Origin of the sequence: Bacillus sp. JJ1609 (genome assembly GCF_036967045.1) — a bacterium.
Taxonomy (GTDB): domain Bacteria; phylum Bacillota; class Bacilli; order Bacillales; family Cytobacillaceae; genus Mesobacillus.
In genome coordinates this window covers 149,022-163,404 of sequence record NZ_JBALSS010000004.1, presented here as the reverse complement: position 1 = coordinate 163,404, position 14,383 = coordinate 149,022, and the positions used below count along the sequence as shown (strand labels likewise).

Sequence of the window (14,383 nt, the reverse complement as noted above, 5' to 3'; positions counted from 1 at the left end):
CCTTCCACTACAATCAACAAGGTATTAAAAATTAACATTCAGCTTTAACAGAGCAAAAATTTAAAAAGGATGGCGGCTGCCATCCTTTTTATTATGCAGCGCAATGGTAGATTGCGCTTTTACTGCTTATTCGCCTCTGTTGCCGTCTGCGAATTTATTGTACGCAAGGTGGGCTGTTGGGCCGACGTATTCATTCAATCGGAAGCCATGCTTGATCGCTTCTGTGATGAACTTTTTAGCAACATCCAAAGCTTCAGGAACAGATTTGCCCTTTGCAAGCTGTGCAGTGATGGCTGATGCGAATGTGCAGCCTGCGCCATGCGTGAAGCTTGTTTCCACTTTTTCAGATTCGAAAAGAGTGAAGTCTTTTCCATCATATAGAAGGTCGACCGCTTTTTCATGGTTCAGCTTGCTTCCGCCCTTAATCATGACGTTCTTAGCGCCAAGGTCATGAATCTTGGCTGCAGCTTCTTTCATGTCATCAATTGTGCGGATTGGACCAGTCTTTGCCAGCTGCCAGGCTTCAAATAGGTTTGGAGTGACAACTGTTGCTCTAGGGAGAAGCAATTCTCTCATTGCATCTGTGTTCTCAGGCATAAGTACTTCGTCTTCGCCCTTGCACACCATGACAGGGTCTATGACAACCTTGTCCAGCTTGTACTCATCGATTTTACGTGCAGAAAGCTCGATGATTTCCACCGTTCCAAGCATGCCTGTCTTCATTGCATCAATTCCAACTGAAAGGATCGTTTCAAGCTGCTTTTCAACCAATTCAACTGGCTGAGGGAAAACTTCGTGGTGCCAGTGATTTTTAGGATCCATTGTCACGACAGTAGTCAGGGCAGTCATGCCATAAACCCCAAGCTCCTGGAACGTCTTCAAATCAGCCTGAATCCCAGCGCCGCCGCTCGTATCAGAACCCGCAATCGTCAAAACCTTTTTCAACGTCATCAAAATACCTCCATTTCAAAATCAACCCGCCAAACGTGGTTATTCTTGTTTATGCTTTCTTATGATTATACCAATTCCATGGAATTAGACAATGATTTGGATTTTTCGTTTTGTTGGTCGAGGGTGCCGAGAGTGGTATGGATAACTTTGTCCGTTTTGTGGCGTTAGCAAGGTTACGGTGATGAAAGTTACTGTGGGAAAAAATGATTTGCTTTAGCATGAGTAGGGGAAATCTGCCTAACTGGATTCTTCGTGACTTACAAAAGAACTTGTTAAAACAATCGTCACTTTTCAGCTATATTATTGTCACAATTTAAACAGTTATATCAATGAATACCCCCTTAAAATAAAGGTATAGGGGTATTTTATTTCCCCCATAGTAACTAGATTTACTAATTTAGCAATAATCCATCTACCAGTTTGTGAGATTATTAACAGTCTTTCAATTCCATTGTTACTAACATGGAAGGAAGAAGTCGATTGCTGCACCGGATCCCGGAGGATGATTGACCACATAAGGGGTGAACAAAATGAACAAGAAAGGCTGTCCTGAAGAATATCCGATCAATCTTAAATTAAATGGATATGAAATAGCTGTTTTCCAGCTGACAAACCAGGACCTTGAAGATTGGGTGTTTGGCTACCTTTATTCAGAAGGATTGATCGATAAAGCGGAAGATATTGTGAGCGTTCATTTCAGTGAAAAGACAGGAACACTGGATGTCACCCTGTGCAATTCCTTTGATCCTGAACAGATGTTTTCGAAGAAGAAGCATTATACAGCAGGCTGCGGCCGTGGCGTCACATTCTTTTCGATGACAGATGTGAAGAAATTCAACAAAGTGGATTCCGATGAAACCTACTCATTGACATATTTATTAAAAAAACGTGCCGAGTTTGCACAAAATTCTCCGCTATATCTGGAAACAGGAGGCATGCATGGTGCCTGCATCATCCTTGAGGATGGCAGCATCGAAGTCCGTGAAGACATCGGCAGGCATAATGCTGTCGATAAAATCATCGGACACGCAATCCGTGAGCGCTTGCAGCCTGACCGGCTTGTCTTGCTGACGACCGGGAGGGTTTCATATGAAATGCTCTCAAAAGCAGCGAAATTTGGATTTGCTGTCATTGGTTCGCGGACCGCGGCAACGAAGCAGGCTGTCCAACTGGCACGATTCCTTAACATTGAGGTAGTAGGCTACTTGCGCGGAAAAATGGCGACCATCTATACATCGGCGGGAAGGATCAATGATGATTTGAATCCGCCTGCTTCTGCTGAGGAACTGCTTGAAAGGGGGGAAGCCCAGCAAGTATTGAATTAATGCTACCTGTGGGATTAGGGATGTTCTAGCAACTATTGGGAAGGAGAGAGAGAAATGGTTGAAATCAACCTGAATCGCCGGCAGTTCTTGAAGCTGTCAGGTGCCACTGCGGCGACCCTGGCGGTTGTCGAGCTTGGCTTTAATGAGAATGAAGTCCATGCGAAAACAAAAGAATTCAAGATTGCCAAAGCTACTGTAACACCAACCATTTGTCCATACTGCGCTGTGGGCTGCGGTATTTTAGTCCATACGAAAAACAATGATGTGGTATATACGGAAGGGGATCCGGATCATCCCATCAATGAAGGAAGTCTTTGCAGTAAAGGGACGACAATCAGACAGTTATTCACTTCAGAGAAACGTGTCCTGAAGCCGCGTTATCGCGCTCCTGGCAGTGATAAGTGGGAAGAGAAGGACTGGGGATGGATGCTTGATACCATCGCCAAGCGTGTGAAAGAAACCCGTGATAAAACATTCGTCGAAAAATCGGGCGGTATGTTTGTCAATAAAACAGAAGCCATCGCCAGCCTTGGCGGTGCTGCACTTGATAACGAAGAAACGTATTTGCTCGCGAAAATGATGAGAGGGCTTGGTGTCACCTATCTTGAGCACCAAGCACGAATATGACATAGTTCAACGGTTGCCGGTCTGGCACCTTCATTCGGTCGTGGAGCAATGACTAACCATTGGAATGATCTGCAGCATACAGATTGTGCGTTGATCATTGGAGCTAACCCTGCTGAAAACCATCCGATCAGCTTCAGATGGCTTTTAAAGGCAAGGGAAAACGGAGGGAAAATTCTTTCAGTCGATCCGCGTTTCACAAGAACGTCATCACAGGCTGATACGTATGCTCCGCTTCGTTCAGGAACCGATATTCCTTTTATTGGTGGAATGATCAATTATGCGATTGAAAACAATCTTTTCCACAAGGAATATGTTGCTAAATATACAAATGCCTCCTTTATCGTAAAGGAAGGATTCGAATTTAATGACGGTTTATTCAGCGGGTATGATGAAAAAAACCGAACTTATGACAAGGCAAGCTGGTCATTTGAAGCAACAGAAGATGGAACTCCGGTCAAGGATGAAACACTTAAGCATCCTCGCAGCGTATTCCAGCTGATGAAAAAGCATTATTCCCGCTATGATGTTGACACAGTTACAGCTGTCACAGGAACCCCTAAGGAAGAATACCTGAAGATAGCAGAGGCTTTCTGTTCAACCGGAAAGCCTGGCAAAGCAGGTACCATTTTATATGCAATGGGTACCACACAGCATACAGTAGGAACTCAGAATGTTCGTTCATACGCTATGCTTCAACTGCTTCTTGGAAACATTGGTATGCCGGGAGGCGGCGTCAATGCACTTCGCGGCGAATCGAACGTACAAGGCTCAACGGACTTTGGTTTGCTGTTCGGGGACCTTCCAGGTTACCTTGGAGCTCCAAAAGAGGTTCCAGAACATGCAACGCTCACCGCATATCTTGAAAAAGAAACACCAAAGTCAGGCTATTGGAGCAATAAGCCTAAGTTTGTGGTCAGCTTATTAAAGGCATGGTATGGACCGAATGCTGCAAAAGAAAATGAGTTCTGCTATCAATACATTCCAAAAGGAAACAAGAATTACTCCCATATCGCCTTGTTCAATGCTATGTACAAAGGGGAGCTGGATGGTGCATTCCTGTTTGGCACGAACCCTGTTGTAGGCGGGCCGAATGCCGGCAAAGAAAAAGAAGCCCTAAGCAAACTTGATTGGCTCGTCGCTATTGATCTTTGGGAAACGGAGACTTCATCATTTTGGCAAAAAGAAGCCGGCAGCGACCCATCAAAGATCAATACAGAAGTATTCCTGCTTCCTGCAGCATCTTCATATGAAAAAGAAGGAACCGTTTCAAACAGCGGACGCTGGATGCAATACAGGTGGAAGGCGATCGAACCTAAAGGTGAAGCAAAAGCAGATATGGAAATCATCCATATGATGATGCAGCGCCTGAAGGAAATGTATAAAAATGAAAGTTCACCAGCAGCAAAAGCAATTAATGCCTTGTATTGGAACTATGGTGAACATGACCACCCTGAATTTGATCTCGTTGCCCGGGAAATCAATGGATACTACACAAAAACAGGCAAACAGGTTGAAAACTTCGGAATGCTTGCTGATGACGGATCCACTTGCTCTGGCAACTGGATTTATTCAGGCTTCTATCCTGAAGAAGGTAACCTGTCTAAGCGACGTGACAATAAAGACACAGGAATGGGCAACTTCCTGAACTGGTCATATGCATGGCCAATGAACCGCCGTGTTCTTTACAATCGTGCTTCTGCAGATCCAAGCGGAAAGCCATGGAACAAGGATAAGGCCGTTATCTGGTGGGACTCAGCAACAAAAAAATGGACTGGAAACGATGTACCTGACTTTAAGGCAGTCGTTGCTCCTACAGATAAAGGCGGAACAAATCCATTTATCATGACAAAGGATGGTGTAGGCGGCATGTTTGCCCCAACACTGAACGACGGACCGTTCCCAGAGCACTATGAGCCGTTTGAAAGCCCTGTGCCAAATGCGTTCTCCAGCCAGGAATTTAACCCGACGATCAAGGTTTGGGACGGTGACTTCAACCTTAAAGGAGCGAAGAAGCAATATCCAATAGTTGCGACGACATACCGTGTAAGTGAACACTGGCAATCTGGATCGATGACACGCAACCAGCAGTGGCTATCAGAGCTTGCCGGCCACATGTACATCGAAATGAGCGAAGAGCTCGCGAAGGAAAAAGGCATCAAGAACAAGGATCAGGTCTTCGTCACTTCCGCCCGCGGCGAGGTCAAAGCGTACGCAATGGTGACGAAGCGCTTCAAACCGCATATGGTCAATGGCAAAAAGGTCCACCAGATCGGCATGCCATGGCACTTCGGATATAAAGGATATGCAACAGGGGATACAGCAAACCGCTTAACACCTCATATCGGGGACGCAAACACGATGATCCCTGAATATAAGGCATTCCTCTGCAACGTAAGGAGGGCTGACTAATGGCGAAGGCGGAGTATGTAAAATTTGTAGACGTGACCAAGTGTGACGGCTGCCGCGCATGCATGGTGGCTTGCAAAAACTGGAACGACCTTCCGGCTGAACCGGAGGCATTTCAGGGAAGTGTCCAGTCACATGCGAATGTAACGGCAAACACATGGAACGTGCTGTCATTCATTGAACACGAAAACGGAAAAGGCAATTTTGAATACCTTTTCCGCCACTCATCATGCTTCCACTGTTCCGAAGCTGCCTGCGTGAAGGTTTGCCCTGAGGATGCCATGTACTATACAGACTTTGGCACTGTCGATGTAAACACAGATAAATGCGTGGGCTGCGGCTATTGCGTCCAGAACTGTCCATTTGATGTTGTCCAACTGGCAACTTATAAAGATAAGAATGGCAAGGAGTACAAGAAGGCGCAGAAATGTACGATGTGCGTGGACCGTCTTGAGGAGGGCATGCAGCCAGCCTGCGTCACCACCTGCCATACGGACGCAATGGAATTCGGCACGAAAGAAGAAATATTGAAGAAAGCTGAAAAGCGCCTGAGCGAAATCAAGGGACGCTTCCCTAACGCCATGATCTACAACCCAGAAGGAGTCGGCGGAACACATACAATCTATGTGCTTGCTGAAAGGCCTTCCGTTTATGGATTGCCTGAAAAGCCGAAGGTTCCGACATCTGCAGTTGTCTGGAAGGATTACGCGCAGCCAATCGGAAAAATGATGCTTGGTGCAACTAGCATGGCACTCGTGGGTGCTTTTGTAACCAACAAGTTATTCAACAAGGAAGGTAAAGAACAAGAAGAGGATGGAGGCAGCAGCCATGAGTAAACCGCAAAAATTGGATGTGAAGGTTAAACGTTTCTCAAAAGGTTTTGTCATTTCTCATGCTGTGAACGCCATTTCCTTCTTCGCGCTCTATATCACGGCTTTGCCAATGTATACAGAATGGTTTGACTGGCTTTATCCAGTGCTTGACGGGCCAGCAGGAGCGCGCCTGCTCCACAGGGTTTTCGCGGTTACCTTCATCACGCCTACATTCATCTGGCTGATCATGGATCCGAAAGGCTTTCTGCGCTGGGGCAAGGAGCTTATTACCTGGAAAAAGAGAGACCTGCAATTTTTTACGGAGTTTGTTAAGGAATTATTTGGCTTCAAGTTCAAGCATGTAAAACAAACCTTCTTCAACGCAGGGGAAAAAATCAACTCAATCATTCAGATCCTGACTGCGATTCTAATCATCGGTTCAGGATTCCCAATGTGGTTCCCAGCGCTGTTCCCGAAATTCGTTGTCCAATGGGCATATGTGGCTCATAATGTCGGCTTCGGATTGGCCATCGCTGTCGTAGTCGGCCATATATACCTCAGTGTCATCCACAAGAATTCCAGGCCAGGATATACCGGCGTCATTACCGGTGAGGTTCCTGCCTGGTGGGCAAAGGATCACTATACAGAATGGTATGAAGAAGAAGTCAAGAAAGGCAATTTCCCTGATCTGGATAAAAATAAGAACAAGAAAAAAGGAGCTTGATTTTTAGAAGAGTTCTAGTAGGCGAGACTTGAGGCACCGGCACTTTTACTCGGTACCCGGGAAACTGGGGGCTTCGCTACGAAAAGAACACACAAGAGAGGGAATGGTGATCCACACAGGGCAGCCATTCCCTTCAAAATTTGAAAAGGAAGAGGTGTTGCAGCAATGAAGAATTCCGTTGTCTCAAAAGAGTACCAGAAATTGCAGAAAGACTTGATCAGATTGCAGGAACAATGGAAGCTAAGCCTGAATCCCGAAAGGATCCAGCCTAATCTTGATAAAGCGGCACTGGAGGCAGGTGTGCCAGTCACTGCTTTAGCGTCTATTGACTTTGATATTTCACTATTTTTACAGTGGATAGAGGATATGGGAGAGCTATTATCGAACTATCAACCTAACCTGGAAAAGTCGATGGAATCTCTTAAAAAGTCATTTAACGAAGAAACAGCGAAAAGATGGATTGATGAGGCATTTGCCTTTAATCATATTTATTTTGCCAGTTTTGCAGAAGAGAACGATATTGAGGCGTGGATTCCGCAATTTTTTGCAGAAAATGTGCTTCGCCCTTATTTGCAGCTGACAGCGGAAAAAGTACAGGATGATATTCAATATAGCGTACACGGTGCGGGCTGCCCTGTCTGTGGTGAACCTGTACGACTTGCCCAGCTTGAAGACGGAGGAAAAAAAGTCCTTCACTGTCCTCGCTGCCTTGCTCACTGGCATGAAAAGCGCCTCACTTGCTCGCACTGTGGCAATGAAGACCACGAAACAATCCAATTCCTGACGATTGAAGGAGAGTCTGCAGCCCAAATCCAAGTTTGTGAAGAATGCAAGGGGTATACTAAAATAATTGATACAAGACAATATATTGTAAAGCCAACGCCGGCAATGCTTGACTTAAATACGATTCATCTGGATTTTGTTGCCCAGGAGAACGGTTATCATACAGCTGGTGAAACAAAACAAACAAATTAAAAGAAGGTGCTGTGAAATGAAAGCTGGAGCAATCGTTTTATCTGGCGGCAAATCTAGCAGGATGGGAAAAAATAAAGCTCTACTGAAATTTCACGAAAAAACGAATATTGAGATAATATTGGATGAACTAAAGCACGTATTCGATGATATAATTCTAGTAACGAATGAACCTGAAACCTATCAGTTTTTAAATATTAAGACCGTAACAGACCAATATAAAGAATCTGGGCCGCTTGCCGGGATTCACGCCGGACTTGAGGCTTCTGACTATGAAGAGAATTTTGTCGTCGCCTGTGACATGCCATTTGTGTCGGGAGAGCTTGCAGCGAGCCTTGTCAAAGAGTTAAAGCACCATGAAGCAGTGGTCCCAATCAGCGAAGGCAGGCAGCATCCGCTTTTTGCTGCCTACCAGAAAAGGGCAGCTGGCGTGGCGAAGGAATGTATCGAAGAAGGAATGCTAAGGATGAAGCATCTGCTCGACCGTCTGGATGTGCGTTACCTGGACGAGCAGGATTTAAGGCTTTATTGCGAGGGCAATCTCGAGCGCGTATTTTTCAATATGAATCGGCCAGAGGAATATGAAGATGCGAAAAAAATGACACAATCGGATCGATAGTTTTTTCAGGTGCTAGAAAGGAAGTTAGGCAGTATGCAATTTTTCAAAGTGAAAACCGTTGAGGAGACTTTTGCTTTAATAGATGAAAAAATCGGCAAGATCCAGGAAACCGAGATGAAAAAGCTTGATGAAGCACTCCATTACATCCTTGCAGAGGATGTGACGGCTGAAGAGAATGTCCCGGGATTTGACCGTTCCACGGTCGATGGCTATGCGGTCATTGCAAAAGACACTTTTGGCTCTTCTGAATCGATGCCTGGCTTCTTGAATGTGGCTGGTGAAGTCCATATGGGCGAAGAAGCTTCCAAGCCGGTTGGCAGGGGAGAAGCGATATATGTCCCGACAGGAGGGATGCTCCCGCCCGAAAGTGACAGCGTTCTCATGATTGAGCACTGTGAGGAAATCGGCGGCCTTCTCAACACATATAAGCAGATTGCGCCGGGCGAGAATGTCATCCGCGCAGGAGAAGACATCAGAGCGGGTGAAGTCCTGCTCGCAGCAGGAACCAAATTGCGTCCTCAGGAGCTTGGAGCTCTCGCAGCATTGGGTATTTCACAGGTGAAAGTCTACCGAAAACTGAAAGCAGCATACCTTTCTTCCGGGGATGAAATCGTCCCTTATGAAACGAAATCACTTGAAACAGGACAAATCCGTGATATCAATTACTTAACCGTTAAAGGCCTTGCGAATGAGTGGGGGATTGAAGTCTTCTATGGAGGAATAACCCGTGATGATTATCAGGAATTTTCCCAGAAAGCGCGTGAATTGTATGAGCAGGCGGACTGTCTGATCCTCTCCGGCGGCAGTTCTGTCGGAACAAAGGATTATACGACTGAGGTCATCCAGTCACTTGGGGACCCTGGCGTGTTTGTCCATGGAATCTCAATCAAGCCTGGCAAACCGACGATCCTTGCGGTGGCCGATGGAAAGCCGGTCATCGGCCTGCCCGGACATCCCGCGTCTGCAATGATCATCTTCAAGCTGTTTGGCGAGAGGGTTTTTAGAAGATTAAAAGGTGAAAAAATCGAGCCTAAACCTGAAAGGATTTTTGCGCGAATCGTTAAAAATATTGCTTCTTCACCAGGGAGATCTGATTATATAAGGGTCAAGCTGGAGGAAAAGGATGGAGATTGGTGGGCTGATCCGATTATCGGCAAGTCAGGCCTGATCACAACTTTGGTAAAAAGCGATGGGATTGTGGAGATTGTTTCCGAAAAAGAGGGCATTTCTCAAGGGGAACATGTGCCTGTTATTTTGACGAGATAGGGGGAGTGGCATCATGAACAAAATACAATATAATCGTAAAATCTATCTTGAGGACAAGCCTCGGGCCGAAGCCAGAGACGAAGTTCTCGCTGCTTTCGACCTTCCTCGTGAAAAGGAATGGGTCCCAGCCAGCCGTGCGCTTGGCCGCATTACCGCAGAGCCGGTTTTTGCCAATGTCTCTATGCCTTTTTACCATGCTTCAGCCATGGACGGAATCGCGGTGAACGCAGAGGAAACGTATGAAGCTCATGAACAACGTCCTCTTCTATTAAAAAAAGGCGAACAATTTGTTTATGTTGATACAGGGAATGCCATCCCGTCACCATTCAATGCGGTGATCATGGTCGAGCATATCCATGTCATTGATGAAGATACAATCGAAATCATCGAACCAGCAACTCCGTGGCAGCATATCCGTCCAATCGGAGAGGATATCGTCCAGGAGGAGATGCTGTTCACTCAGGGGCATGAACTGCGCCCAGCGGACCTTGGGGCGCTCCTCGCGGCACAGGTCACACAGGTATGTGTCGTGAAAAAGCCGCTGGTGACGATTATTCCGACAGGGAATGAATTAGTCAGCGCCGATACTTCGCTTTCATCAGGCAGGATCATTGAATTCAACGGTACTGTTTTTAGCGCGTATATCGATGATTGGGGCGGCACGCCTCAACTTCAACCGATTGTAAAAGATGAGCCGGAAAAAATTAAAGAAGCACTGCTGAACGCGGTTGAAATGTCTGACATCGTTGTTATTAACGCGGGTTCATCAGCAGGCTCTAAGGATTATACTGTGCATATTCTCGAGGAGCTTGGCACTGTTTTTACCCATGGCGTCGCAACAAGGCCGGGTAAGCCAGTCATCCTTGGAAAGATTAACAATAAAGTGGTTATAGGTGTGCCAGGTTATCCAGTGTCAGCGTATTTTGCGCTTGAGTGGTTTGTCAGGCCGCTCGTTTGCAAATATCTTGGGATACCAGAACCGAAAAGGCAGACATTGCAGGTGAAGCTTGGCCGCAGGATTGTTTCTACGATGGGGGCTGAGGACTTTGTCCGAATGAACATCGGCTATGTGGATGGACAATTTGTCGCCAACCCGCTGACGCGCGCAGCCGGCGTTACGATGTCGCTCGTACGTGCGGATGGCTTGCTGGTCGTACCGCCGGAGGAACTTGGATATGAACAGGGCGATGTGGTCGAGTTAGAGCTTTACAGGCCGGTTGAAGAAATCAAGAATGCGATTGTCTTCAGCGGCAGCCATGATTTGACGATCGATCTTCTATCTTCCCAGCTGAAAAAGCAGCGCACCGACATGAAAATCGTTTCTTCCCACGTTGGCAGCATGGCAGGATTAATGGCTATCAGAAAAGGGGAAGCCCATGTAGCGGGCATTCATTTGCTAGATCCGGAGACAAAAGAATATAATGTTACCTATGTTAAAAAATTTCTTGCCGGCCAGGATGCAGTCCTTTATCCATTTTTAAAAAGGACCCAGGGCTGGATGCTGCCAAAAGGGAATCCGCTTGGAATCGAAAATGTCAGCGATATCGCTGTGAAGGGTGCTGACTATGCCAACAGGCAAAAAGGGGCCGGGACAAGGATTTTGTTTGATCTATTGCTAAAAGAAACAGGTATTTCTCCTGAGCAGGTCAATGGCTATGATCGTGAAATGTTCTCTCACTTGAGCGTCGCAGCTGAAGTGAAGGGAAATGAGAACGCGGCAGGCCTGGGCATTTACCCGGCAGCCAGGGCAATGGGGCTGGAATTCATCCCGGTCGCGGATGAGAACTATGATTTGCTTATGACAAAGGCATTTTATGAAAGCGAAAAGGGTATTTGGTTAAGGTCCGTGATCCAATCACAAGCCTTCAAGACCGAAGTCGCCAAAATCGGCGGCTATGCAGTGGTGGAAGACCCAAAACCGATTATGTTTTAAAAACCAGAGTAGCTTGGATCAATTTATTGAGGTGAAAATGATGAATTATGAAATAGCGAAAGAACCAATCAACGTTCAATCCGTCATTGATAAAGTGGTCCAGCGTGATGCGGGGGCAATCACTACATTCATTGGCACCGTCCGTGAAATGACAAAGGGAAAGAAGACCCTTTTTCTTATATACGAAGCATATGAGCCAATGGCGATCAAGAAGCTTGAGCAAATCGGAACAGAAATTCAGGAGCGCTGGAATGGTGCCGAGGTTGCGATTACACACCGTGTCGGCAGGCTTGCTATCACAGATGTTGCCGTCGTCATTGCCGTTTCAACACCACACCGCAACGATGCATATGAGGCGAACCGATATGCCATCGAGCGCATCAAGGAAATCGTGCCAATCTGGAAAAAAGAGCATTGGGAAGATGGCCAGGAATGGATCGGAAATCAACTAGAAACTGTCTCATATCCGACAGGAAAACCGGAGGAGAAGGATCTCAATGAATAAAATATTATTCTTTGCCCATCTGCGCGATGAAGCAGGACATGAATCAGTCGAAATCGAAGCAGCCGGTAAAACGGTGGCTGAATTGAAGCAAATTGTCGCTGAAAAGTATGGAGTCCAAAAGCTTGATACATCAATGACGGCAATCAATGAAGAGTTTTCATCAAATGATGAAGTGATCAAAGAGGGAGATACCATCGCCTTCATTCCGCCAGTATCGGGCGGCTAATCTGCTGATGCAGGAAGTAACTAAGGAAATTTTCACTCCAAGCAGAAACTTTAAAGCGAAGATCATAAGGCGAAGGGACGGATTATTCGAGTACTTAATCTGCGAATGGACCAGGGAAAAGGTGCCCGAGTATGGATACGTTTCCGAATGGTATTGGAGTCCCCTCAACACACCCCTGTCAATATGCGATACAGAAGATAGGGCTATTCAAAGAGCAATAGAGGACCTTCAGCTTTATTCAGGAGAAATGCCAGAATCCTAACTTATTACCCATAAGTTACCTGAGCTTATTGCCATGGAAATATTCTATTTTTACAGGGTGCTTACGCTTTTCAATGAGGAGGAATAATCATGTCAGAAAGATATTCACGCCAGACGCTGTTTCCTCCAATCGGAAAGGCCGGACAGGAGAAAATCCGCAACAAGCATGTGCTGATGATTGGAGCAGGTGCGCTTGGCTCCGGCAATGCAGAGCTGCTGGTGCGCGCAGGAGTAGGACGGCTGACAATCGTTGATCGTGATTATGTGGAAGCGAGTAACCTGCAGCGTCAGCAGCTATATACCGAAGAGGACGTTGCCGAAAAGCTTCCAAAAGCAGCGGCGGCAGAAAAAAGGCTGCGGGCGATTAACTCGGATGTTGATATCCGTGCGTATATTGCAGATGCGACTCCGGAAAAATTAGCGGAACTTGCTGACGGCGTGGATCTTATTATGGATGCCACAGACAATTTTGAAACAAGAATGGCAATCAACGATATTTCCCAGAAATATAAAATCCCATGGATATACGGGGCTTGTGTCGGAAGCTTTGGAATGACCTTTACCATCATTCCCGGCAAGACGCCATGCCTGAATTGCCTCCTTAAAACCGTTCCGCTTCAAGGAATGACCTGTGACACGGGGGGCATTATCGGTCCTGCTGTCCAGATGACCATTGCCCATCAGGGAGCAGAAGCGCTGAAAATCCTTGTGGAAGACTGGGACTCGGTCAGGACTTCGTTCGTCAGCTTCGATTTGTGGCGGAACCAGTATACAAGCATGAAAATGTCCAAAGCAAAGGATCCGGGCTGCCTGTCATGTGGCGAGAATCCTGAATATCCATATTTGGACGCTGAGAACATGACGAAGACGACTGTTTTGTGCGGGCGTGATACTGTTCAGATTCGGCCTCCGCATCAGCAGCAGCTGAATTTGCAGGAAACGGCGGAAAAGATGAAGGAATTGGGCTATCACGTAAAAGGAAATCCATATTTGGTTTCGGTCGAAATGCCTGAAAACAGGCTGGTTATATTCCAGGACGGCCGGGCACTAATCCACGGCACAAAGGATCTGTCCCATGCACGGAGCATTTATCAAAGATTTTTCGGATAGTAAATATAACGCACAAACCCCCTGTCAAAAGTGACAGGGGGTTTCTATTTAAACGATCGCTGCGGATCGACTATGCTGTTCGCGTTATGATTACTTTGCTTCGTCTGTAGCGACAAGAACTAGACGGCCTTTGTCCAATTCCATTTCGTACTGCTCAGCCTCTTGCTTGGATAGGCCAAGTGATTCGAATTTATTGCGAAGCTCATCGCCGCGTGACTTGAACATATTGCCGATGGAATCAAAGAAACCTTGCTCCTTAAAGCCTACACCGCCTGTTGCAGTCGCGTCCGTCAAATGCTCGCTACGGTTTTCGTCATGTGCAAAAATATAAATGTTTTCTTTGCCGAATCCAGCTGCTTCAAGTGAGCCGATCTTTTCCGTTGCCTGTACGCCGTTTTCAACTACTTCTACTTTTAACATAGTATCTTCCTCCTTGATTTTTATCTTAACTATACTAGCTTAGAAAGCATGAATGCCTTCCGCGTCTACACTCTATATATATCCGTTCTCGTTTCTATTAAACATGATATTATTAATTGGAAAATTCTCAGCATGCGTGCCTATTTCTTTTAAATCGGGTAGATTTATAGAAGGCTATGTTAAACAAGGCTGTTGATTTTCGTTCCAGGCGCTTCGCTTTCCGCGG

At 46.2% G+C, this 14,383-nt stretch carries 14 protein-coding genes; 12 read left to right on the top strand and 2 right to left on the bottom strand.

Going from position 1 to position 14,383, the window contains the following annotated elements; translation table 11 throughout:
* Positions 1-126 precede the first annotated feature (126 nt).
* A complete protein-coding gene (gene pdxK / locus V7654_RS03220; RefSeq protein WP_335428411.1) occupies positions 127-951 on the bottom strand; it encodes a pyridoxine/pyridoxal/pyridoxamine kinase in 825 nt (274 codons plus the stop codon).
* 530 nt (positions 952-1,481) lie between these two features.
* On the opposite strand from pdxK, the gene fdhD reads away from it, so the two are divergent.
* From fdhD to V7654_RS03160, 12 genes are all read left to right on the top strand, one after another.
* Entirely contained in the window at positions 1,482-2,276 is a 795-nt protein-coding gene (gene fdhD / locus V7654_RS03215) for a formate dehydrogenase accessory sulfurtransferase FdhD (RefSeq protein WP_335428409.1), read from the top strand.
* A 63-nt stretch (positions 2,277-2,339) separates the two neighbouring features.
* On the top strand, positions 2,340-5,312 hold the full coding sequence (gene fdnG, locus V7654_RS03210) for a formate dehydrogenase-N subunit alpha (RefSeq protein WP_335428587.1): 2,973 nt from the start codon (positions 2,340-2,342) through the stop codon (positions 5,310-5,312).
* Positions 5,312-6,145 carry a 4Fe-4S dicluster domain-containing protein gene (locus V7654_RS03205; protein WP_335428408.1) on the top strand — a complete coding sequence of 278 codons (834 nt, stop codon included), beginning with the start codon at positions 5,312-5,314 and terminating at the stop codon, positions 6,143-6,145. The genes fdnG and V7654_RS03205 overlap by 1 nt, the downstream gene beginning before the upstream one ends.
* Entirely contained in the window at positions 6,138-6,845 is a 708-nt protein-coding gene (locus V7654_RS03200; protein WP_335428406.1) for a formate dehydrogenase subunit gamma, read from the top strand. Before V7654_RS03205 ends, V7654_RS03200 begins: the two co-directional genes overlap by 8 nt.
* Before the next feature lie 165 nt (positions 6,846-7,010).
* On the top strand, positions 7,011-7,820 hold the full coding sequence (locus V7654_RS03195; protein ID WP_335428404.1) for a formate dehydrogenase accessory protein FdhE: 810 nt from the start codon (positions 7,011-7,013) through the stop codon (positions 7,818-7,820).
* Between the two features lie 16 nt (positions 7,821-7,836).
* Positions 7,837-8,436, top strand: coding sequence for a molybdenum cofactor guanylyltransferase (gene mobA / locus V7654_RS03190; protein WP_335428402.1), 600 nt, complete (start codon positions 7,837-7,839; stop codon positions 8,434-8,436).
* Positions 8,437-8,469: 33 nt separating this feature from the next.
* Positions 8,470-9,702: a molybdopterin molybdotransferase MoeA gene (locus V7654_RS03185; protein WP_335428400.1), complete on the top strand. Its 1,233-nt coding sequence runs from the start codon at positions 8,470-8,472 to the stop codon at positions 9,700-9,702.
* 13 nt (positions 9,703-9,715) lie between these two features.
* Complete coding sequence (locus V7654_RS03180; protein ID WP_335428399.1) at positions 9,716-11,635, top strand: molybdopterin biosynthesis protein; 1,920 nt, start codon at positions 9,716-9,718, stop codon at positions 11,633-11,635.
* A gap of 40 nt (positions 11,636-11,675) precedes the next feature.
* Entirely contained in the window at positions 11,676-12,140 is a 465-nt protein-coding gene (locus V7654_RS03175; RefSeq protein WP_335428398.1) for a molybdenum cofactor biosynthesis protein MoaE, read from the top strand.
* Positions 12,133-12,366 carry a molybdopterin converting factor subunit 1 gene (gene moaD / locus V7654_RS03170; protein WP_144479241.1) on the top strand — a complete coding sequence of 78 codons (234 nt, stop codon included), beginning with the start codon at positions 12,133-12,135 and terminating at the stop codon, positions 12,364-12,366. Before V7654_RS03175 ends, moaD begins: the two co-directional genes overlap by 8 nt.
* Positions 12,367-12,373: 7 nt before the next feature.
* The gene (locus V7654_RS03165) at positions 12,374-12,628 is read left to right on the top strand and encodes a hypothetical protein (protein WP_335428397.1); all 255 of its coding nucleotides are present in this window, start codon (positions 12,374-12,376) and stop codon (positions 12,626-12,628) included.
* Between the two features lie 89 nt (positions 12,629-12,717).
* Positions 12,718-13,737: a thiazole biosynthesis adenylyltransferase ThiF gene (locus tag V7654_RS03160; RefSeq protein WP_335428396.1), complete on the top strand. Its 1,020-nt coding sequence runs from the start codon at positions 12,718-12,720 to the stop codon at positions 13,735-13,737.
* Positions 13,738-13,827: 90 nt separating this feature from the next.
* On the opposite strand, the gene V7654_RS03155 is transcribed toward V7654_RS03160, so the two are convergent.
* On the bottom strand, positions 13,828-14,157 hold the full coding sequence (locus tag V7654_RS03155; protein ID WP_335428395.1) for a general stress protein: 330 nt from the start codon (positions 14,155-14,157) through the stop codon (positions 13,828-13,830).
* Positions 14,158-14,383 lie beyond the last annotated feature (226 nt).